The following is a 21,291-nucleotide window of genomic DNA, read 5'->3' on the forward strand; positions in this document are numbered from 1 at the left end:
CCAGACGGTGTTGATTGTCTGTTTTGCATTTGTGTAAATGCCTGCATCGCTTTGTGTCAGTGTTGCGGCTGTGGTAAATCAGCGACTCTGTCGACACGTACTATTGAGGCTCGGTTCATGCGTAACGTTGCAAATTTTCTGCTTGGCTCCCTCCTCGCTCTGTCGGCCGCCTACGCTCAGGCGGCCGAACCCGCAGCGGCGCCTGCTTCATTGAAACCGCTACTGGCCACTTTGAATGAACGCCTGAGCATCGGTGATCTGGTTGCGTTGACCAAATGGGACAGCGGCAAGCCTATTCAGGACAGCCCGCGCGAGGCGCAGGTCATCGCCAATGCCCGAACTCTGGCCACCGAACACAAACTCGATCCGGACGACGTCGCGCAACTGATCGCCGCACAGATGGAAGCGAACAAACTGGTGCAATACGGTCTGCTCGCGCAATGGCAAGCGGCAGGTGCTGCACCGGACACACCGCGTCCGGATCTGGGCAAACAGATCCGCCCGCGCCTGGATGAACTGCAAAAGCGCTTGTTGCAGCAGTACGCCGCCTTCGCGCCCTATCGCCAGGATCCGAATTGCCCAGCATGGCTGGCCGATGTCCGCAACGGTCTGGCCGCCGATTTGCTGCACGACCTGGCGCTGATTCGTGCCAGCGGCGAGTTGTGCATCCGGGCAAAAGCGCTCTGAATCAACGCTCCTGGCAAACATCATCGGCGTCGATGTTCACCATCACGTCAATGAAGTTCTCATAAAAACTGCGCGGCGTAACATCGGCTCCAGACAAACAAACAACTTTCTGGAGCACACGATCATGAAACGCCAAACCCTTCTCGGCATCGCTTTCTCGGTTTTCGCAGTTAACGCTTTTGCAGTAACGCCTGCTCACACCCTGGTCGCTGAAGGCGGCTCGGACAAGCTGATCGAAAGCCGTCTGGCTGAAGGTGGTTCGGATCGTCTGCTCGAACGCCGTGTTGCCGAAGGTGGTTCGGATCGTCTGCTCGAACGTCGCGTTGCCGAAGGTGGCTCTGATCGTCTGATCGAACGCCGTCTTGCCGAAGGTGGTTCGGATCGTCTGCTCGAACGCCGTGTTGCTGAAGGTGGCTCTGACCGTCTGATCGAACGCCGCGTTGCTGAAGGCGGTTCAGATCGACTGATCGAACGCCGTCTTGCCGAAGGTGGTTCGGATCGTCTGCTCGAACGTCGCGTCGCATGAATCAATCGCTGGTACGCAGCACCCATGAAAAAGCCCGGCCTGATCAGCCGGGCTTTTTTGCATTCAGCCGTCGCTTACTGCGCGGTTTTCAGCTTGACCACATCACCGGAGATAGTGGTGGTGTAGCCGGTCAGGACCCAGGCCCAGAACCAGTTTTCCTGAACTTGCGTGTTGATCATCGCATCGCCGCCCTTGGCTTTGATGGCCGCATCTTGCGCGCGGACGAAGCGGCTGTTCTGGCGGATCGGGATAACACCAAACAGCAGCAGGCCGGTAGCCGAGGCTTCGCTGTGGCCGACCACGGTGTACTGGTTGCTATCGTAATGTGCGGTTTTCATCGGGGCGCCGGTGCAACCTGCCAGAACCACACCGAACAGTGCGGCGGCGACTACTTTGCTGAGGTATTTCACAGTAAAACTCCATGGGGAAACGCCCGGGATCCGTCTCTCGGGCGGCGCGCATTCTAAACAAAATGATAGCTCATTGGCATCAATCTTCTTTGTATTTACTTGAACCCGTTCGCTGGCCCGCCGTCGGCGATGTCGCATACCATGGCGCCACTTCAATAAAGACAGACACCCGCCTCCATGTTCAGAGCCAGTCTGCGTAGCCATCTCACCCTGTGGTTCGGCGGTTTGTCCCTGCTGACGTTATTGAGCGTCGGCTTTTATGTCGGTCACATCGCCACCGAACAAATGAAACAGGCCAGCGGCAACGCGTTGCTGAACACGGCGCGCGCGGCGGCGACGCTATTGGGCGAACAACTGCGCGAACGGCAACTGGAGGTTTACCTGCTCAGTCGCGCGCCGCATCTGGAGCGTGGTGATCTGGACAATCCAGCCATCCTCAAGTCGATGCAGTTGCGCACCCAGGCGCGCGCCGAATATGCGTGGATGGGCGTCACCGACGCCGAGGGCAACGTGCGCCAGGCCGTCAATGATCTGCTGGTCGGTCAATCGGTGCAGAAACGCCCGTGGTTCCAGATCGGCTTGCGCCGGCAATACACCGGCGATCCCCACGAAGCAGTGTTGCTGGCCAAGTTGTTGCCGGGTCTGCCCAATGGCGAGCCGCTGCGCTTCATCGATTTCGCCGCGCCAGTCCACAATGCTGAAGGGCAGGTGATTGGCGTGCTGGGCGCACATGCGCACTGGAGCTGGGTGACGCGCATCGTCGAGTCGGCGGCGTTTTCCCACAAGAACTCGGCGCCGGATATCCAGGCGCTGATCGTCGACCACGACGGCAAGGTGCTCTACCCCGAAGCGCTGATGGGTCAAGAACTGGCAATGACCGATTCGATATTGCCTGGCTGGACGGCGGCCAACGGTTACCTGACCAGCATGGTCACCGTGCCGACGCCATCGGGAACGGCGCTGTCGTGGTCGATCGCCATTCGCCAGCCATTGGAGACTGCGCTGCAACCGGCGCGGATGCTGCAATACGAATTGCTGATCCTCGGCGTATTCGCCGCCATCGTTTTCGGTCTGGTGGCTTATTATCTGGCGCTGTACCTGAGCCGGCCGATCGAACAACTGGCACGCTCGGCCAAACAGGTGCAAAACAACCAGGCCGGCGCACAGTTCCAGCTCCAGCACCCGGTGCTGGAAATCGCCCAGCTCGGCCAGTCCATCGACGCGATGACGCAATCACTGCTCGGCAAGGAGCGCGAACTGCAAGAAGCCAACGCCTCGCTGGAAGCCACCGTGGCGCAACGCACCGCCGCACTCACCGAGGCCAACGCCGAGCTGCTGAGCCTGGCCACTCACGACGGTTTGACCGGCGTTTACAACCGCCGCCGCTTTGACGAAAAAATCACTGAATACTCACTGCTGTCCCGACGCACCGGGCGCCCGTATGCCCTGCTGCTGATCGATGCCGACCACTTCAAACGCATCAATGACAGCCACGGCCACGCGGTCGGTGACGAGGTCCTGCAACAACTGGCGACCTTGATCCAGAACAGCGTACGCAGCACCGATTTCGTCGCCCGCTACGGCGGCGAAGAGTTCGCCGTACTGCTGCCGGAAGTCGCGCAACCCGAAACCCCGGAAGTCGTCGCCGAAAAGATTCGCGCAGCGGTCGCCGAAGCGCAGTTTCCCGGCGTCGGCAACGTCACGGTGAGTATCGGTCTCGGCCTGGCAGATCCGGCCGACAACAACCACACCGCCCTGATCAAACGCGCCGATCAGCAGCTGTATCAGGCGAAGGCTGCGGGGCGCAATCAGGTTGCGTTTCATGCCCACTGACACCGGCGTATATCAACCAGAGACAGGCCGGCTCACCGACCCCATCGCTGGCAAGCCAGCTCCCACAGGGATGGGGTAATAGCGGAAATTTGGGCCGGCTGGAGAACCGCTTTCGCGAGCAGGCTCGCTCCCACAGAAAAGCAAAGCAGCGCAGCTGCCCGCGGCGAAGCCGCCCCACTCAACAATGAGCGTTAGCTCGAGTGCTTTTGATCTTGATCCACGGGCGACGTCGGAAGGCTGAGCGGAGGGATTGATCCGGGCGTGGGAGCGCAGCGACCGTCTGGCGCAGCCAGACACAGCGGAAGGAGGTGCAGCGAAGCAAACCGTAGCCGCTGCGCCCGGATTGATCCCGCAGCGAAGGAACCCCGAGCTTGCGAGGGGCCGAACGCAGGAGCAAGCCTTTTGGGTTACCTTTTTGGCGTTTGAAAAAGGTGACCCGCCGTAAGGGCGGAACCCCAAGCAGCCGTTACCGCCGCAATGGATATGTACTCAATTAGCCGGAAAACCATCGCCCGACTAGGGCTCGGCACTGAACATCTGCAGATAAGCCAACAGATTCTCCAGCTTCTCCTCATCACTCAGCCCCCAGAAAATCATCCGCGTCCCCGGCACCACCCCTTTCGGATCCTCCAGATAAGCCTTCACCGTCGCCCGATCCCAGGTAATCCCCGAGTTCTTCATCGCATCGGAATAAACATAATTGGCCGAAGTCCCGGCAGCCCGGCCAATGACGCCGTTGAGCTGCGGACCAAACCCCGAACGAGCCGACTCGCCAACCTGATGGCAACCGCCGCACAGACGCGGAAAGATTTTCGCCCCGGCCTCAGGATCGCCCTCAGCCTTTGCACTGGCGCTGAAGATCAAGGCGAGAAACAGTGTCGTGGTGAATTTCATTGAACAGTCCAAACCTCGCTTTGCATGGCGTGGGCGCAGTTTACAGATAAGCGCCGATGATCGTTCTGACGGTGATCAACGCCTGACGCAACACCAGCATGTCCACCGAGCCCAGCGCCAGACGAATCGCATGGGGCGTGTTGGTCGACAGCGAAAACGGCTCGGCGCTGGTGACCGAAATCTGCTGCTGCATCAACTCCACCACGATCTGATCGGCACGCACGTCTTCCGGCAACGGCAGCCACAAAAAATACGAAGCCGGATGAGCAATGTAGCGCAGCCCTTTCAGCACCTCGGCGGCCAAGGCCTGTCGAGCCATGGCATCGCTGCGCTTCTGCTCTTCAAGCACGGTGACGGTGCCGTCATCGAGCCAACCACAGGCAATGGCGGTCATCACCCCGGGGGTGTTCCACGTCGTCGCGCGAATGATTCGCTCCAGTGCGGGCACTTGAAGCAGCGGCGCGGCAATGAAGCCGACCCGCAATCCGGTGGCGATGTTTTTCGACAGGCCCGATACGTAAAACGTCCGTTCCGGTGCCAGTTCAATCAACGGGCATGGCGGGTTCTCGACCAGAAACGCGTAGGCCGCATCTTCGATAAGTGTCAGATCATAGCGGCGGGCAATCGCCACCAATCGTTCGCGCTGTTCCAGTGGCATGACCCAGCCCAGCGGATTGTGCAGCGTCGGCATGCTGTATACGGCGCGCACCGCACGCTGGCAACAGAGTCTGTCCAGTGCCGGCAAATCCGGGCCGTGCTCCGTCATCGGGATCGCCAGCACTTCCAGATGCAGCGCGTCGGCCAGCACCTTGAATCCCGAATAGGTCAGCGCATCGGCGGCAATCACATCGCCGGGTTTGAGCAGAGCCATCAGCGTCACCGCCAAACCTTGCTGAGCGCCGTTGACGATCAGCACTTGGTCGGCTTCAACCGCCACGCCGCGTGTCGACAAATGTCGCGCCACCGAGGCGCGTTCGTGGGCACGCCCGGCGTGGGGTTGATAACGCAACAGCGCTTCCAGATCACCGGACAACGCCAGTTGGCGCAACGCCGTGCGCAACAGTTCAGCCTGACCTGGCAAGGAGGGATAGTTGAAATTCAGGTCGATCATGCCGACCGCGACATCTTTCTGATCAATGCCCTGCCCCGGCGCCAGCGACGTTTCCCGGACAAACGTGCCGCGCCCGGCTTCACCACTGACCAGGCCCATCGCTTCAAGCTCGGCATAAACCCGTGAAGCGGTAACCAGTGCCAGTCCTTCCTGGCTCGCCAGCTGCCGATGCGTTGGCAGTCGCGTGCCCGGCGCCAATCGTCCGCCACGAATGTCTGCCGCATAGCGGTCAACCAGGGTCTTGTAACGGGAACGCGGCATGTCGGCTGTATCCATGACAATTTTTTGATTGTGCTGATTCTCGGCCCTAGGATCGCAGCGACACAAGCCACTTCTTGAGTGCCACCGACATGGACACAACATCGACTGCAAACAACCCCTCGCTGGAAAGAACCAGTGGCTGGATCAACGGCTTGATCGGCGTGCTGATCTTCAGCGGTTCGCTGCCGGCTACACGTTTGGCGGTGCTGGAATTCGATCCGGTGTTTCTGACCGTGGTGCGAGCAGCGATCGCCGGCGCACTGGCGGTCGGACTTCTGCTGTTGTTCAAGCAACAGCGACCGTCGCGCCATCAGTGGCTGTCGCTGTTGATCGTGGCGCTGGGCGTGGTGTTGGGTTTTCCGCTGCTGACTGCGTTGGCATTGCAGCACGTAACGTCAGCGCATTCGATCGTGTTTGTAGGATTGCTGCCGCTGGCCACGGCGATATTTGCCGTGTTGCGTGGCGGTGAGCGGCCACGGCCGGTGTTCTGGATCTTCTCGATCCTGGGCAGTGCGCTGGTGGTGGGCTTTGCCCTGTCCCAGGGACTGAGCGCGTCGCCGATTGGGGATCTACTGATGCTTGCGGCGATTCTCGCCTGCGGCCTCGGTTACGCCGAAGGCGCGAAACTGTCACGCAGCCTCGGTGGCTGGCAGGTGATCTGCTGGGCGCTGGTGTTGTCGTTACCGCTGATGACAGTGCTGAGCCTATGGCTGGCGCCCGCCTCGTTCGCCGACATCAGCATTTCGGCGTGGATGTGCCTGGCTTACGTGTCGCTGTTCAGCATGCTGATCGGCTTCGTGTTCTGGTATCGCGGTCTGGCACAAGGTGGAATCGCAGCGGTCGGGCAGTTGCAGTTGCTGCAGCCGTTTTTTGGTCTGGCACTGGCGGCGACGTTGCTGCATGAGCAGGTCAGTGTCGGCATGCTCGGCGTCACGCTGGGGGTGATTCTTTGCGTGGCCGGAGCGAAGAAATTCGCCAGGTAATGTTCAGTGTTCGGCTTTCCATTGCCGAGGACTGAGCCCGGTCTTGCGCCGAAACGCCCGGGCCAGCGCCGACGGACTTTCGTATCCAACCTCCTCGGCAATCAGTGCAATCGGCCGGCCCTCACGCAGGCGTTTCTGCGCAAGACTGACGCGCCAGCTCAACAGGTAATCGGCCGGCGTCTGCCCGACCACGCGGCGAAACTGCTCGGCAAAACCGGCGCGGGACTGGTTCGCCGCTGCAGCGAGATCAGCGACACTCCAAGGCTTGTGCGGCTGCTCGTGGATCAGGTTCAAGGCGCGAGACACGCGCGGATCCGCCAGCCCGGCCATCATGCCCGGTTGCTGATCACGACTGCCGATGAGATGGCGCAGCAGCAGAATCACCAGCAATTCAAACAGGCGATCCATCACCGCCACGCGCCCGCAATGCCCTTCAAAAGCTTCGTTGAACAGCCAGTCAAGGGTGCTGCGCAATTCCGGGATATCGGTGAGTTTCAATACCAGATAGTCCGGTAACGCGGCGGCCAGGGCATTGCCTGAGCCACCGTCGAAGCTCAGCGAGGCGCACACCACCTGGCTGGCCATGGCCTCGTCGGCAAACATCCGGTGAGTGAAAGGCCGGGGAAAGAAAATCAGCGACGGTTCTTCCAGGCGAATTTCCCGCTCGTTGCCCGGTTTGAGCAGCAACGCCCCGGCTTGCAGAACATGCACATGGCCGACCGGTTCGCCTTGGTGAACGCTCACGCCGCAAAACGCGCCGCTATGGAAGGTGCCGGCGTTCACACCGAAATGACTGAGTAATGTGGAAAGGCGATCCATGGCTGACTCCCGAAGGCATATCTGGACGATCTGCCGCATATCCTCGACGATTTGCCGCCAAAGCGCCATTGGCAGCCCCTAAGATCTCTCCATCGCCGCTGCACTTCGCTGCGGAATTTCGGAGAATCACCATGAGCCGCATCCCTGCAATCAGCCTCGACACCGCCACCGATGCCACCCGTCCCGCACTGGAAGGCGTAAAGAAAAAAATCGGCTTCCTGCCCAACGTCTTCACCACCCTCGCCCAAGCGCCGGTTGCATTCGACACTTACCTGCAAGCCTCGGCGATCCTCGGCAAGACCTCATTGAGCGGCAAAGAGAAAGAAGCCATCTACCTCGCCACTTCGCAGGTCAACGGTTGCGACTATTGCCTGTCCGCACACACCGTGTTCGCCGGCAAGGCCGGGCTGTCGGCGCAGGACATCATCGCAGCACGTCACGGCGAACTGAATGCCTACGCCGCCCTCGCCCGCCAACTGACCGAAACCCGTGGCCACTTGAGCGATGAACAATTGGCCGCTGCCCGCGCTGCCGGTATCGATGACCGCAAGATCATCGAAGTGATTGCCCTGGTGGCCGTGCAGACATTGACCAACTACCTGAACAACACGGCGCTGACCGACATTGACTTCCCGGCCGTCGAGGCCTGAGCAGTCGCTCACGAACTGAAGAAAAATCCGCTGGCGAAAAGATGCTCTTTTCGCCAGCGCTGTTTTTTGCTGCCATGATGTAGGTCAGAATAATTCGCAGCGCAAACAGTGTCTGGTGCGCTGAAACCAAACACCCTGCGCGCAGGTCTTTGTTCTCAGACAAATGCCCGGAAAGACACGAACCCCATGACAGACTGGTTGCAAGACAACGGCGAGATGGCCGGGCAGATCCGCCGTCACGACTGGGCGAATTCGCCCCTCGGCCCGTTGGAAAACTGGCCCGATGTACTCAAGACCACTGTCTCGCTCAGTCTCGCCTCGCATTTCCCTCAGGCGATCGTCTGGGGCCCGCAACTCATCACTCTCTATAACGACGCCTTCGTACCGATTCTCGGCGACAAGCCGCACGCGTTGGGACGCCCTTTCAGCGACATCTGGAAGGAAGCCTGGGACGAGATCAGCCCGATTGCGGAGGCCGCGTACGCCGGTCAGGCCACTTACATCGAAAACTTCGCTCTGCAGATCGAACGCGGCAAAGGCCCGGAGCAGGCGTTCTTCACTTTTTGCTACAGCCCGATTCGTGACTCCCACGGCAATGTCGTCGGCATGATCGACACCGTCACCGAGACCACCCAGACCGTTTATCTCAACCGACGCCTGGCGGTCCTCGATGCCATCGGCGAAGCGGTGACCAATGCCACGGATGCGCAAGCAATCCTGGCGGCGAGCACGCGGCTGATGGTCGAGCAACTGCGCCTGTCCAATTGCGCTTACGCCGACATGGATGCCGACGAAGACGGCTTCACCATTCGCGGCGACTATGCAGCGCCGGGTTCGCCGAGCATCGTCGGCCACTATCGTTTGCGCGATTTCGGCGAGAAAGCCGTACGTCTCCTGCGCGCGGGTCAACCTTTGGTGATCCACGACAACCGCAGCGAATTGCCGCCGGAAGAATCAGCGACCTTTCAGGGCATAGGCATCACCGCCACCATTTGCGTGCCGCTGATCAAGCAAGGTCGTCTTACCGCGTTAATGGCCATTCACGACAAAGTGCCGCGTGTCTGGTCGAGCTTCGAACAGGCGCTGCTCAGCGAAGTCACCGAACGTTGCTGGGCGCACATCGAACGGGTGCGCGCCGATGCCAACGTGCGCGAGGGCTTGCTTGCATTGGCCGAACTCAATGCCACGCTGGAGCAACGGGTCGAAGAGCGCAGCCTGCGTCTGGCCCAGGCCGAGTCGGCGTTGCGCCAGTCGCAGAAGCTCGAAGCCATCGGCCAATTGACCGGCGGCGTCGCCCATGACTTCAACAATTTGCTGACGATCATTCGTTCGTCGGTGGATTTTCTGCGCCAGCCCAACCTGCCGGAAGAACGCCGCCAGCGCTACATGCGCGCGGTTTCCGACACGGTCGAGCGCGCCTCCAAGCTGACCAGCCAGTTGCTCGCCTTCGCCCGCCGTCAGCCGCTCAATCCGCAGGTAGTCGACGCCGGCGAACGTTTGGCCAACATCGGCGAGATGCTCGAATCGGTCACCGGCGCGCAGATTCACGTGTGCGTCGAGCGCCCGGATCACCCCTGCTACATCCGCGTCGATCTCAGTCAGTTTGAAACCGCGTTGATCAACATCGCCCTGAACGCTCGCGACGCCATGAATGGTCAGGGTGAACTGAAATTGCGCCTGGAGTGCCACAAAGCGCTGCCGCCGATTCGCGGCCACGCTGGGTCCAGCAGCCATTTCGTGTCGATTGCCCTGGCCGACACCGGTGCCGGCATCGACGCACACACCCTCGAACACATCTTCGAACCGTTCTTTACCACCAAGGCGGTCGGCAAAGGCACGGGTCTGGGGCTGTCGCAGGTGTTCGGCTTCGCCAAGCAATCGGGTGGCAACGTCGATGTTTCAAGCGTGATTGGCCAAGGCACTGAGTTCACCTTGTATTTGCCGCAAGTGCCGGCGGACGAGGCTGAACTCGACGATACCGAGGACGATGGCGAGGTGCAGCCGGCCTGCGAAAGACGTCGGGTGCTGGTGGTCGAGGACAATCTGGAGGTTGGCCGTTTCGCCAACCAGATTCTGCAGGATCTGGGTTATGAAACCGCGTGGGCGACCAACGCCGAAGAAGCCCTGCAACTGGCCGGCGGCGATGCCATGGCGTTCGATGCGGTGTTTTCCGACGTGGTAATGCCGGGCATCACCGGCGTCGCATTGGCCAAGGAGTTGCGCCAGCGCCGTCCCGATCTGCCGGTGATTCTGACCTCTGGCTATAGCGAAGAACTGGCCCGCAGCGGTTACGAAGGTTTCGAATTTCTCGCCAAGCCCTACTCCGCCGAACAGGTCTCGCGAATTCTCGGCAAGACCTGGCTCAAGGATGCAACGCCAGCGATTTCAGTCGTGATCGACGCCGGCGCGCTTGAGTAATTTCTTGCAGCGCTCCGACAGATGAAACACCTGGAGATGCTTGCCAGCCTTGGCGTAGCGCTCACGCAGGGTTTTCAACGCGGCAATCGCCGAGTAATCGACAAAGCTCAGGTGTCGGCAGTCGAGAGTGACTTTGGCCGGATCGTTGGCCGGATCGAATTGGTTGAGAAACGGCGTGGTCGAGGCAAAGAACAGCGTGCCGTGCAGGCGATAGAGCTTGCTGCCGTCCGCTTCCAGATGTTCATCGGCGTACAGTTCGCGGGCCTGCTGCCAGGCGAAATTGAGCGCGGCGATGATGATCCCGCACAGCACGGCCGTGGCCAGGTCGGTGAACACGGTGATGGTGGTCACGGCGATGATTACCAGCACATCGTGCAGCGGCACCTTGTTGATCACTCGCAACGAAGCCCAGGCGAAGGTCTGCTGCGACACCACGAACATCACCCCGACCAGCGCGGCGAGCGGAATACGCTCGATCAGCGGTGACAGAAACAGAATGAACAACAGAATCAGCACCCCGGCAACCACGCCAGACATGCGCCCGCGCCCGCCGGAGCTGAGATTGATTACGGTCTGGCCGATCATCGCGCAACCACCCATGCCGCCGAACGCGCCGGACACCATGTTCGCCGCGCCGAGCGCCACGCACTCACGATCCGGATAGCCACGGGTTTCGGTGATTTCGTCGGTCAGGTTCAGCGTCAGCAGGGTTTCCAGCAGGCCGACCATCGCCATCAGGATCGCGTACGGGGCGATGATGCGCAGGGTTTCCAGGCTCCACGGAATGTCCGGCATGGCGAAAGTCGGCAGACCGCCGGCAATGTGCGCCATGTCACCGAGGGTGCGGGTCGGCAGGCCGAACAGGTAAACCAGCAGGCCGACACCCAGGATCGCCACCAGGGCCGGCGGCACCGCTTTGGTCAGGCGCGGCAGGATGTAAACGATGGCCATGGTCAGTAGCACCAGCCCGGTCATCAGATACAGCGGCGTACCGCTGAGCCAGTGCTCGCCGCTTTTGAAATGCTCCAGTTGCGCCAGGGCGATGATGATCGCCAGGCCGTTGACGAAACCGAGCATCACCGGATGCGGCACCATGCGCACCAGTTTGCCCAAGCGCAACAGCCCGAACGCCATCATGATCAGACCACCGAGCAGTACCGTTGCCAGCAGATATTGCACGCCGTGTTGCACCACCAGCGCGACGATCACCACCGCCATCGAACCCGCCGCACCGGAAACCATCCCGGGTCGGCCGCCGAACAACGCGGTCAGCGTACAAATGATGAACGCGCCGTACAGGCCCACCAGCGGATTGAGATGTGCCACCAGCGCGAAAGCAATGCATTCGGGCAACAGGGCGAACGAGGTGGTGAGTCCGGCGAGGACATCGGCGCGCAGACGAATCGGTTTCATGGTTTACCTGACAGAGCGGCCGTCGAGCACGGCCGCTGTTTTCGCGAAAAAAGAGGGAGGCGAATGTTACGGAATTGTTCGGCCTCGGGCCAGTGAAACACTGACATCGGTTGGCGCGGGCTGGAAATGGAAAACCTGATTGCTCAATGATGGCACTCTACCCATAATTCGCACCCCCTTATGTTCTGTGCAAGGTATTGCCGTGAAGAAGTCTCTGCTGTTGATCCCGATGCTGGCGCTGCTGCTGCAAGGTTGTGGTATGACCATGACCCGCTACGAGCCGAGTTATGAAAACGTTCAGAAGCTCAAGCAGACCCCGCCTCTGAATGCGATCAGCAATCCGCAGGTCACCGCCGAATCAGGCGAAGGTTCTCTGGTAGTTCGCGCCAACCCTGTCCGCTCGCCGTCCGGCAGCATCCCGGCGCACATTCAGGACGCCATCACCGAAGAACTGCGCAAGGCCGGTCTGCTCGACCCGCAGGCTCAGCGTCAGTTGAAGGTTCTTGTGGTGAAAAACAACCTGTCCGCCGGGATGGGCACAGGCGACGGCCAGCTCGCTGCACGCTTCACTCTGCTCAACGGCAGTGATGTGGTGTACGACGCGACCAAAGATGTCAGCAGCCAGTGGAGCAGCAGCTTCTTCGGTTTCATCGCGATCCCGAACGCGGTCAACGCCTACAACCCGATGCTGCGTGATTTGCTCAAAGAGCTGTACAGCGATCCGAAATTTATCCAGGCGCTGAAGTAACCGACAAAAAAAGAGCCGCGATTGCGGCTCTTTTTTGGCTTCATGCCCGGGGAATACCGGCGTCCAGTGCCGAGTACTTCAGGTTGTTGTTATCAACCATCTGCTTGAGCAGCGCATTGACCTGACGGGTGAAGGTGTCGTTCACCGCGTCCTTCGGCGTGTTGGCCATCAGCGGAATGAACCAGATGCCGATCCAGGTGCCCACGGCGTCGTGGTTGCTCGCCGTCGTCACGGCCTGACCCTGCCCATCCTGCGCTTCCAGGCTCAGGGTGTACTGATCGCTGCCGTAGGCCGGGATGATCATCATGCTCAAACCACTGATGAAGGCCAGCACCATGGAACCGGCGTTCGGTGGATGGTTGTACATTTTCAGACGCAGGCTGTAGTCACCCGGCTGTTTCTCGAATTCGTCCAGCGTGACCCGACCAAACAGGCCGGAATCGGCAAGAATCTTCTGCAGCTGTGGCTTGAGTTGATCGCGCGCTTGCGGCACTTCCACTGCCGAGGCACTTTTCGGTTCGCCCTGGTAAAAGTCGAAATCGACGTAGACGTTTGGCTTGTTGGCGTAGTTGGCCATCGACGGCAGTGTCACCGGGGCCACTTCGTCTTTGGTGAAACTGGCACAACCGCCCAGCGCAAGAACCAGCCCCAGCGCCAGCATTTTCCCGAATTGCATGATGTCCGTCCCTTAGATGATTACCAGATGATGGCAATGCGCCTCCACCGCAGAAGCGGGCGGATTCTAGAGACAGCAATCGATTATGAAAAGGCTGAAGGGAAAAAATAGTTCGCATCGAAGCTTCGAGCATGGTCAGGGCATGAATTCCAGTTCCGACGTTCCATTGTTTTTGAAGCGCTCATACCAGGCTTGCAGAACATCAGGGAGCTTCTGCTTCCACTGCTGCGCATTGGTGTAGTAACGAAGATGTTCCTTGCCGCGGTCATCGTAGCTTTTGAAGATCAGCCAGACCTGCGCGTCGTCGGCACTCATCAGGATGCCGATGCCACCCAGACCACGCATCCATATTTCTACCACCTGAGCATCAGGCACATCTTTTGAGGCCTCGCCGACCTGCAATGAACCGGAGGTTTCCACGAGTTTCTGGTAGTCAGTCTTGAGCAGCGAACGCAGTGCCTGATCTTCTGCGGGCGTGCGAGCCAGACCGAGGCTGAGCAGATCGTAATCCAGCTTCAGCGGTAGTTCGGAAGCAACGTACCGACCGGCGTAATACACGCCCATGCCTCCACCGCAGTCGGAGTCCGCACCGGTTTGCGTGACGCTCAGTACGCCATTGACTGGCGTGAAGGTGAGTTTGCAGGCGTCCTGAGCGTAAACGGCAGTTGCGTCGTTAAGTCGGGCAACGCCAGTCAGATCGCCAGAATTGGCGCCCTCGCCTGCTGATATATCGATGTCGATATGCGTGGCATCACGACGCTGGGTAACGACGGTCGCCGATGTCGAAGTGCCGCGCGGAATCAGTTGCCAGGTGGCGTCCCAGCTGAATGGCTGAACCGCGTGTTCGAGCTCGGTGAGGCGCATCAGGTATTCGCGCCGCAGACATGCGCTCAGGGCACCGCAGGCGTTGCGGTTTTTCAGCCATTGGCGTTGGTCGGTTTTCAGAGCCTTGGGATCGGCAACTTTGCCCAGCGTTGTCCGCCATTGCTCGGCGAGCTTGTCGTCAAGGGTTGAGAGGTAGGGATCGCTGCAGATGGCTTTTTCGGTTTTGCTGGCGGCGCTGGTGCAATCGAAACTGCTGGCGTGAGCGGTGCAGGCAAGGACGAGAGAGGTCAGCGCCACGGCGTGACGCAGGGAGATAGCGAACATCGAGAGATTCCATTCTTCGGGCGGCGGGGAGTATGCCAGTGCTGCTGCCGTAAATCGCCGTTGTCGTAGAGCCTGCTCACCCCCTGTGGGAGCGAGCCTGCTCGCGAAGGCGGTATATCAGTCGGTTTGATGTTGGCTGTAACAGCGCTTTCGCGAGCAGGCTCGCTCCCACAGGGGTTTTGTGTGAGTTCAGAAGGTGATTTGGGCTGCCGGTTTGACGTCGATTCGCGCCACGGAACTGGTCAGGGCGGCGAAGTCCTTGTTGTGTTCGGCAATGATGTCCTCGGCGCTCATGTTGCCGTTATCCACCGTCGAATGCGCATCCTGCGCGACGACGATGTCGTAGCCCAGTGAATGCGCGCTGCGCACCGTGGCGTTGACGCAGTAATCGGTTTGCAGGCCGCAGATGATCAGGCGTTCGAAGTCCTCGCTGGGCAGCAGCTTGCCGAGCTCGGTCTGATAGAAAGAATCCCCGGTGGTTTTGCCTACCCGCAGGTCTTTCGGCGAAGTCAGCAGACCGTTAGCCAGTTGCCAACCGTCCGCACCATTCACGAATGGACCATCCTTTTCTTCATGCTGGATCAACACTACCGGAACGCCAGCGTCGCGGGCGCGCTGGCTCAGATCGTTGATCGTGGCGATCACGCGGTCGATTTCAAAGCACTGATATTCACCAGCACACAGGGCTTGCTGGACATCGATGATCAGTAATGCGGTGGTCATGTCGAGCCTTCCTTGATCAGTCCTTGAGAATGGGGCGGACCTGCGCCCGCCTCTTTTTACTCCGCTCAGTAACCCAAAGACAAGCCGGTATTGCGCCGTGGATCGTTGGCGCCGTAGAAGCGATTCTTGCCAACCGGTTTGCCGCCCAGTGACGGCGCGCCGACCAGAATCGCGGCGATGTGGTTGGCATCCTGCGGGCCGGCAAACTTGTGGCCCCAGCTTTCCAGGATTTTTTTCGTATCCGGGCTGGCGGCGAAGTCTTCGAGGTTGGTTTCCTCCGGCATCCACTGCTGATGGAAGCGCGGCGCGTCGACCGCTTCCTGCAAGCCCATGCCGTAATCGATGACGTTGAGCATGGTCAGCAAGGTCGCGGTGATGATCCGGCTACCACCCGGCGTGCCGACTACCATCACCACTTTGCCGTCCTTGGTGACGATGGTCGGACTCATCGACGACAGCGGCGCCTTGCCCGGTGCGATGGCATTGGCCTCCCCCTGGACCAGCCCGTACATGTTCGGCACGCCGACCTTGGAGGTGAAGTCGTCCATTTCATCGTTAAGAATCACCCCGGTCTTGCTGGCCATCACGCCCGCGCCGAACCAGTCGTTGAGCGTGTACGTCACCGAAACGGCATTGCCCCACTTGTCGACAATCGAATAGTGCGTGGTGTTGCTGCCTTCGTGGGGCGCTACACCGGGCTTGAGCTCAGCCGACACGCCGGCCTTCTGCGGCTGGATGGCGTCGCGCAGTTTGGTCGCGTAGTTCTTGTCCAGCAGATGCTCGATGGGATTTTTCACGAAATCCGGATCGCCAAGGTAGCTGTTGCGATCGACGTACGCGTGGCGCATCGCTTCGATCTGGTAGTGCATGCCCTGAGCCGAATGGAAGCCCAGGTCCTTCATCGGATAGCCTTCGAGGATATTCATGATCTGGCAGATCACCACCCCGCCGGAGCTTGGCGGTGGCGCCGAGACCACGTGATAGCCGCGATAATCGCACTCAACCGGGGCCAGTTCGCGGGTTTTGTATTTGTCCAGGTCAGCCTGGGTGATGATGCCTTTGTTGGCCTGACTGGAGGTGACGATGGCATCGGCGACCCAGCCTTTGTAGAAGCCGTCGGCGCCCTTGTCGGAAATCGTCCGCAGGGTTTTCGCCAGATCCTTTTGCACCAGTTTCTGCCCGACCTGCATCGGCTCGCCGTTGCTGAGGAAGATCGAGCCGGAATCGCGCATGTCCTTCTTGAACACATCCGTCGCGTATTCGAGCAGCTCGACATCGCCCTGCTGCAATTCGAAACCGTCTTCGGCCAGTTTGATCGCCGGGGCAATCATCTCCTTGCGCTGTTTGGTGCCGTATTTGCTCAGCGCCAGCTCCATGCCAGACACTGTACCCGGCACGCCGACCGCCAGGTGCCCGCGGGTGCTCAGGTCCGGGATGACGTTACCGTCCTTGTCCAGATACATGTTGGCGGTCGCTGCCAGCGGCGCTTTTTCGCGGAAATCGAGAAAGCTCTTGCGCCCGTCCGCCAGTTGAATGGTCATGAACCCGCCGCCGCCGAGGTTGCCCGCAGCCGGATAGACCACCGCCAGCGCATAGCCCACGGCCACTGCCGCATCCACGGCATTGCCGCCGTTTTTCAAAACATCGACGCCGACATGGGTCGCCAGATGTTGCGCGGTGACCACCATGCCGTTTTCCGCCGCCACCGGCGCCACCGATGCCGCGTGAGCCATGAGACAGCTGAGCGCCAGGGAGGTCGCAATGAGCGATCTGGCCAAAGGTTCGTACTTCATGAGTCGATCTCTTTTTGTTTTTGGGGACTGCGCAAAACGCAGGGCAACGCTTCAGGAGCAACAAGCAGTATGGCCGGCTTTACGTATTGCGCCTCCCCGTTCAGCCAGTATGCCGAGCCATCGCAGACGTTGGCAGCTCCTGCCCGAATCAAGCGAAGAGGTTATTCATCGCTGCGTACTGCAACAGCATGATGGTCTTGGCATCGCAGATCTCGCCGCGTTGAAACGCTGCCAGTGCCTCATCGAAGCCCCACTCGAGCACTTCCAGTTCTTCGGTTTCCTCTTCCAGGCCACCACCGTCGCTGACTTTGGACGCGGCGTCGTATTCGGCGATAAAGAAGTGCAGCTTCTCCGTCACCGAACCGGGACTCATGTACGCCTCGAATACTTTTTTCACGTCGTGCACGCGATAACCGGTTTCCTCCTCGGCTTCGTCACGAATGCGTTGCTCTGGGGCGGCACCTTCCAGCAACCCCGCCGCCACCTCGATGAGCAAACCATCGTGACCATTGACGAACACCGGCAAACGAAACTGGCGGGTCAGCACCACCGTGCGGTTTTCGCGGTTGAACAGCAGAATCGCCGCGCCGTTGCCCCGGTCGTAGACCTCGCGGGTCTGGCGCTGCCACTCGCCGTTGTTGCGGTGGTAATCGAAGGTGATTTTCTTCAGCAGATACCAGTCGTGGGACAACACCTGAGTGTCGACGATGTTGACCCGTTCGGCTGTGTTGGACATCGCGTCTGATCCTGTCTTCATGGGGGGACTGCCATGGTCGATCAATTGCGCCGACAAAAAAAGCCCGGCAGCGCTACCGGGCTCGTTCAGCCTGGGTTGTTACTGGAAGTCGACGTCGAAGGCCTGGTAGAAAGCGTTGCCGGTGTTAGCGACGATCCACATCAGCACAATGACGTGATGACCCTGCTTGTTCGCAGGCAGCTGCACTTGGTGATCGACCTTCGCCTTCAGTTCACCGGCATGGCTGTAATAAGGCACTTGCGGGTAGAAATCCTCGAAGAACGGCTGAGTTTCCAGTTGTGCACGGCTGATGCGTTGCTGGGGATCCCAGCCGTCTTTGGTGATCAGCCAGCGATAACCTCGGGTGGTGTGCGGTGCGGTGTAGGCCCAGGTGACGTTGAGAATCTGCCCCGGATCGACATTGAGCAGCGGCCAGCTGAAGGAACGACCGAGCTTCTTGCTCATCTCGTCGGCGGTGTAATTGACGCAATCGCGGGCATCGGTCTTGCCGCCGCTGAGAATGTAGCCATCGGCCGGCGGCGCGACGCTGTCCGAGTCGGTCTCGAAGGGTTGGGGGAACGGTCCGGCGTCCAGGGCCGGAAAGTTCTTGCCGCCCTCCATTTCATTGACTTGCCAAGCGCCGAGCAGGCCGAGGTCGATGGCCACTGCGCCGCGACTCGCTGGCGAGATGACACGACCGTGTTTGAGTTGGGTTTGTGGGATTGCCTGATTCATCTTCTTCACTCCGTTGATTTGAGAACTCTCCTTCCCGAGGAGAGGCCTTCAAGCTAGCGGAGGTGAATTTTTTGTCCATCGGCGCTTTTGTCACAGTCCCAGCGTGCAAGACGTAAAAAGCCCCGGAAACACTGGATATATAACCAGTGCTCGACGACGCATCGCACTCAACGTGTAGCTGAACACCTACACGCCGAGTCGCCTTTGGTCATTCAGACAGTTGCGACTGATACTCCTTTTCGTACTGCCCGGCGAGTTGGGTTTTCTGTTTATCGTCGAGCAGCTTGCCGGCCATCTGGAAGAATTTGTGCTCTTCTTCCTCGAGGTGGTGATGAACCTTGTCGGAAAGCTTTTTGGCCGTGGCCAGCCAGGCCGGACTGGACATTTCGGTCTCGTCGAGCTCCTCCATCATCTCGTCCATTTCGTGGTGTTCGGCGATGGCGTGGCGGCTCAGGTCCACGCCTTCATCGATTTCCATCAACGGAATGTAGAAATGCCGCTCTTCAGCGGTTTCATGCGCTTGCAGTTCTGCTTTGAGCTGCTTGTAGGCCTCGACCCGCTCAGGGCTGTCGCCGCTGGTCGCGATCAAAGCCTTGGCGTAAGTGCGCTGGCGCTCGTGGCTTTCGCGCAGGGCTTCAAAAATATTCACGGGATTTCCTCATCAATCGCGCTCAGGGAAAGACGCGATAAAAGCCTAGACCGCAACGCTGGTTTGACGGTTCCGCTTGTTTGATCGAAGGGCTTGGAGACGCTTGCCCGGACGCGTTAGGCTGGGCTTTCAATTACACAAGGAAGTCATGCATGAATTTGCGTATCGAGTTGACGCAGAATCCTACCGAGGAACAGCGTCAGGCCATTCTGCAGCCACTGATCGAGTACAACGATGCTCAAACCGGCGGTTCTAAATCCGAGCCGTTCGCCTTGATGGTCAAAGACCAGAATGGCGAAATACTGGGCGGTTTGTACGGGCGAATGATTTTTCGCTGGATGTTCATCGAGCTGCTGTCAGTACCGGAACAGGGTCGCGGACAGGGGATCGGCTCGAAATTGATGGCTCAGGCGGAAGCCCTGGCCAAGGAAAAAAACTGCTATGGCGTCTGGCTCGACACCTTCGATTTTCAGGCGCCGGAGTTCTACAGGAAGCTGGGGTTCAGCCAGTTTGGGGAAATCGTTGACTACCCACCGGGGCACAAGCGGCATTTCTTCCAGAAGCGGCTGATCGATTGAGTCATGCCGTATTCGCGAGCAGGCTCGCTCCCACAGTGCAATGCATTACAACTTGTGGGAGCGAGCCTGCTCGCGAAAGCGTCAACCGCTTCACCCCATAATCAAAGGCAGGTCGCCATCGCCGCCATCCGCCGCATCGCGACAAAATCACTCTTCTGCGCGTAATAGTTCAAGGTAGTACCTGACGTTTCGGTAATCACATCGACAAACGACTCTGCCGAACGCGTATAAACCGTAGTGCCGCCGGACTTGCGCGGCTCCAGATAGGCCGCCGCGTCGACGCCGAATACCGCTTCGTCCTGCCAGGCGAATTGCACGCACCGGGCGACGTCTTTCTCCGGCTTGTCCGAGGTCAGGACCTTGTCCGGGCTCTTGCTGCGAGCATCATTCATCACCGAACCGGCGCACCCGGCCAACAGGGCCGCCGCCAGCACTACCATCAGCATTCGCATTGCATTTGCTCATCGAGAAAAAAGCGGACTGTAGCACTGCGACGCGGCAAATCGTTCTGCTTTACTGTTTTTATGCGCGACATGCGCAAGCAGGTGCGGCACCCTATGGTCATCAGTCACACAAGGAAATTACATGGCGCCTAGCGACCAGCGACATGAACAGGCTTTGAAACTGTTTCTCGATGCGCGACCCGAACTACGTGAAACCCTCGACCATCTCAACCCGCTGTTGGCTCAGGCCAAGGGTGAAACCCAAGCGCAGTACCGCGAAGAACGCTTGCACGAAGCATTCGAGGCTGAGGCGGAAAGCCAGGGGTTGTTTGCCTGGGAGCTGACGTTGCAACTGACCGCTGATTCGCCGGAGGACTATCAGGCGCAACGCCTGGAAGTGCATCGGGAAGTGGCGGAAATGGCGGGGATGGACTGGATCGAGTATTGCGATCTTTACGGCATCACCCCGTAATCCAGCCGCCGCAAATCTCACGTGGGAGCGAGCCTGCTCGCGAAGGCGGTGTGACTGCCGAAACTGATCTCGAACGAGACGACGCTTTCGCGAGCAGGCTCGCTCCCACAGTGAACCGCGTATTACCAGATTTCGCGGCACGCGCAATAAAGCTTTATCATGGCCGCAGTTTCGTTGATCGAGTCCATCATGAAGTTCGCCATTGCGCTGTTTTCCGCCGCCCATGCGCCCTCCTCGCGCCGTGCCCTGCTGTTTGCCCAGGCCGCGCTGGCCGGCGGCCATGAGATTGTCCGGCTGTTCTTCTATCAGGACGGCGTATTCAACGCTTCCGATGCCTTAGTGACGCCGCAGGATGAGTTCGACTTACCCAAGCAATGGCGTGCCTTTATCAACGAAAAGCAACTTGATGGCGTGGTCTGCATCGCCGCCGCTTTGCGCCGTGGTGTGTTGAACGAAGAAGAAGCCAAGCGTTACCAGCGTGAAGCGATTTCGCTCAGCGCGCCGTGGGAATTGTCCGGTCTGGGTCAGTTGCACGACGCCGTGCAGGACGCTGATCGGCTCATCTGTTTCGGAGGCGCTTGAAC

23 protein-coding genes are annotated in these 21,291 nt (G+C 59.6%); 10 read left to right on the forward strand and 13 right to left on the reverse strand.

What is annotated here, in order from left to right; all coding sequences use genetic code 11:
* Positions 1–117: 117 nt before the first annotated feature.
* Together PS14A_RS15290 and PS14A_RS15295 are read left to right on the forward strand one after the other, a co-directional pair.
* Entirely contained in the window at positions 118–687 is a 570-nt protein-coding gene (locus PS14A_RS15290; RefSeq protein WP_130912851.1) for a chorismate mutase, read from the forward strand.
* A gap of 124 nt (positions 688–811) precedes the next feature.
* Entirely contained in the window at positions 812–1,213 is a 402-nt protein-coding gene (locus PS14A_RS15295; RefSeq protein WP_212616645.1) for a hypothetical protein, read from the forward strand.
* A gap of 74 nt (positions 1,214–1,287) precedes the next feature.
* Here the strand turns inward: PS14A_RS15295 and PS14A_RS15300 are convergent, their stop codons facing one another.
* Positions 1,288–1,623 carry a hypothetical protein gene (locus PS14A_RS15300; protein WP_101162605.1) on the reverse strand — a complete coding sequence of 112 codons (336 nt, stop codon included), beginning with the start codon at positions 1,621–1,623 and terminating at the stop codon, positions 1,288–1,290.
* A gap of 177 nt (positions 1,624–1,800) precedes the next feature.
* Between PS14A_RS15300 and PS14A_RS15305 the strand changes: the two genes are divergently transcribed.
* Positions 1,801–3,456 carry a diguanylate cyclase gene (locus PS14A_RS15305; RefSeq protein ID WP_212616646.1) on the forward strand — a complete coding sequence of 552 codons (1,656 nt, stop codon included), beginning with the start codon at positions 1,801–1,803 and terminating at the stop codon, positions 3,454–3,456.
* Positions 3,457–3,972: 516 nt separating this feature from the next.
* Here PS14A_RS15305 and PS14A_RS15310 read toward each other — a convergent pair.
* On the reverse strand, positions 3,973–4,350 hold the full coding sequence (locus tag PS14A_RS15310) for a cytochrome c family protein (protein ID WP_212616647.1): 378 nt from the start codon (positions 4,348–4,350) through the stop codon (positions 3,973–3,975).
* Positions 4,351–4,390: 40 nt separating this feature from the next.
* Complete coding sequence (locus PS14A_RS15315; protein WP_212616648.1) at positions 4,391–5,722, reverse strand: PLP-dependent aminotransferase family protein; 1,332 nt, start codon at positions 5,720–5,722, stop codon at positions 4,391–4,393.
* 89 nt (positions 5,723–5,811) lie between these two features.
* Between PS14A_RS15315 and PS14A_RS15320 the strand changes: the two genes are divergently transcribed.
* Complete coding sequence (locus PS14A_RS15320; RefSeq protein ID WP_212616649.1) at positions 5,812–6,705, forward strand: DMT family transporter; 894 nt, start codon at positions 5,812–5,814, stop codon at positions 6,703–6,705.
* 3 nt (positions 6,706–6,708) lie between these two features.
* Here the strand turns inward: PS14A_RS15320 and PS14A_RS15325 are convergent, their stop codons facing one another.
* Positions 6,709–7,524 (reverse strand): AraC family transcriptional regulator, encoded by an 816-nt coding sequence (locus tag PS14A_RS15325; protein ID WP_130899270.1) that lies wholly within the window; start codon positions 7,522–7,524, stop codon positions 6,709–6,711.
* 131 nt (positions 7,525–7,655) lie between these two features.
* Between PS14A_RS15325 and PS14A_RS15330 the strand changes: the two genes are divergently transcribed.
* Positions 7,656–8,174 carry a carboxymuconolactone decarboxylase family protein gene (locus PS14A_RS15330; RefSeq protein ID WP_110645511.1) on the forward strand — a complete coding sequence of 173 codons (519 nt, stop codon included), beginning with the start codon at positions 7,656–7,658 and terminating at the stop codon, positions 8,172–8,174.
* A 186-nt stretch (positions 8,175–8,360) separates the two neighbouring features.
* On the forward strand, positions 8,361–10,592 hold the full coding sequence (locus tag PS14A_RS15335) for a response regulator (RefSeq protein WP_212616650.1): 2,232 nt from the start codon (positions 8,361–8,363) through the stop codon (positions 10,590–10,592).
* Here PS14A_RS15335 and PS14A_RS15340 read toward each other — a convergent pair.
* Positions 10,560–12,005, reverse strand: a complete 1,446-nt coding sequence (locus PS14A_RS15340; protein ID WP_212616651.1) for a SulP family inorganic anion transporter — start codon at positions 12,003–12,005, stop codon at positions 10,560–10,562. The two genes, PS14A_RS15335 and PS14A_RS15340, sit on opposite strands and share 33 nt — an antisense overlap.
* A 202-nt stretch (positions 12,006–12,207) precedes the next feature.
* Here PS14A_RS15340 and PS14A_RS15345 point away from each other — a divergent pair, with 202 nt between their 5' ends.
* Positions 12,208–12,753: a hypothetical protein gene (locus PS14A_RS15345; RefSeq protein ID WP_130912886.1), complete on the forward strand. Its 546-nt coding sequence runs from the start codon at positions 12,208–12,210 to the stop codon at positions 12,751–12,753.
* A 40-nt stretch (positions 12,754–12,793) separates the two neighbouring features.
* On the opposite strand, the gene PS14A_RS15350 is transcribed toward PS14A_RS15345, so the two are convergent.
* From PS14A_RS15350 to PS14A_RS15380, 7 genes are all read right to left on the reverse strand, one after another.
* Complete coding sequence (locus PS14A_RS15350; protein ID WP_130912885.1) at positions 12,794–13,429, reverse strand: hypothetical protein; 636 nt, start codon at positions 13,427–13,429, stop codon at positions 12,794–12,796.
* 135 nt (positions 13,430–13,564) lie between these two features.
* On the reverse strand, positions 13,565–14,578 hold the full coding sequence (locus PS14A_RS15355; RefSeq protein ID WP_212616652.1) for a lysozyme inhibitor LprI family protein: 1,014 nt from the start codon (positions 14,576–14,578) through the stop codon (positions 13,565–13,567).
* 189 nt (positions 14,579–14,767) lie between these two features.
* A complete protein-coding gene (locus tag PS14A_RS15360; RefSeq protein ID WP_212616653.1) occupies positions 14,768–15,301 on the reverse strand; it encodes a cysteine hydrolase family protein in 534 nt (177 codons plus the stop codon).
* Between the two features lie 65 nt (positions 15,302–15,366).
* Positions 15,367–17,094: a gamma-glutamyltransferase gene (ggt, locus tag PS14A_RS15365; RefSeq protein ID WP_212616654.1), complete on the reverse strand. Its 1,728-nt coding sequence runs from the start codon at positions 17,092–17,094 to the stop codon at positions 15,367–15,369.
* Between the two features lie 148 nt (positions 17,095–17,242).
* Positions 17,243–17,830 carry an NUDIX domain-containing protein gene (locus tag PS14A_RS15370; protein WP_137214802.1) on the reverse strand — a complete coding sequence of 196 codons (588 nt, stop codon included), beginning with the start codon at positions 17,828–17,830 and terminating at the stop codon, positions 17,243–17,245.
* A gap of 99 nt (positions 17,831–17,929) precedes the next feature.
* A complete protein-coding gene (locus PS14A_RS15375; protein ID WP_130912881.1) occupies positions 17,930–18,565 on the reverse strand; it encodes a lytic polysaccharide monooxygenase auxiliary activity family 9 protein in 636 nt (211 codons plus the stop codon).
* A 208-nt stretch (positions 18,566–18,773) separates the two neighbouring features.
* On the reverse strand, positions 18,774–19,214 hold the full coding sequence (locus tag PS14A_RS15380; protein WP_212616655.1) for a hemerythrin domain-containing protein: 441 nt from the start codon (positions 19,212–19,214) through the stop codon (positions 18,774–18,776).
* 152 nt (positions 19,215–19,366) lie between these two features.
* On the opposite strand from PS14A_RS15380, the gene PS14A_RS15385 reads away from it, so the two are divergent.
* Complete coding sequence (locus PS14A_RS15385) at positions 19,367–19,792, forward strand: GNAT family N-acetyltransferase (RefSeq protein ID WP_212616656.1); 426 nt, start codon at positions 19,367–19,369, stop codon at positions 19,790–19,792.
* A gap of 101 nt (positions 19,793–19,893) precedes the next feature.
* Here the strand turns inward: PS14A_RS15385 and PS14A_RS15390 are convergent, their stop codons facing one another.
* Positions 19,894–20,244 (reverse strand): hypothetical protein, encoded by a 351-nt coding sequence (locus PS14A_RS15390; RefSeq protein ID WP_212616657.1) that lies wholly within the window; start codon positions 20,242–20,244, stop codon positions 19,894–19,896.
* A gap of 133 nt (positions 20,245–20,377) precedes the next feature.
* Between PS14A_RS15390 and PS14A_RS15395 the strand changes: the two genes are divergently transcribed.
* On the forward strand, positions 20,378–20,707 hold the full coding sequence (locus PS14A_RS15395) for a DUF6388 family protein (RefSeq protein ID WP_137214798.1): 330 nt from the start codon (positions 20,378–20,380) through the stop codon (positions 20,705–20,707).
* A 189-nt stretch (positions 20,708–20,896) separates the two neighbouring features.
* A complete protein-coding gene (tusD, locus tag PS14A_RS15400) occupies positions 20,897–21,289 on the forward strand; it encodes a sulfurtransferase complex subunit TusD (protein WP_130912877.1) in 393 nt (130 codons plus the stop codon).
* Positions 21,290–21,291: the final 2 nt, after the last annotated feature.

The sequence above is a fragment of the Pseudomonas sp. 14A genome (assembly GCF_018132745.1).
GTDB lineage: Bacteria > Pseudomonadota > Gammaproteobacteria > Pseudomonadales > Pseudomonadaceae > Aquipseudomonas > Aquipseudomonas mercuritolerans.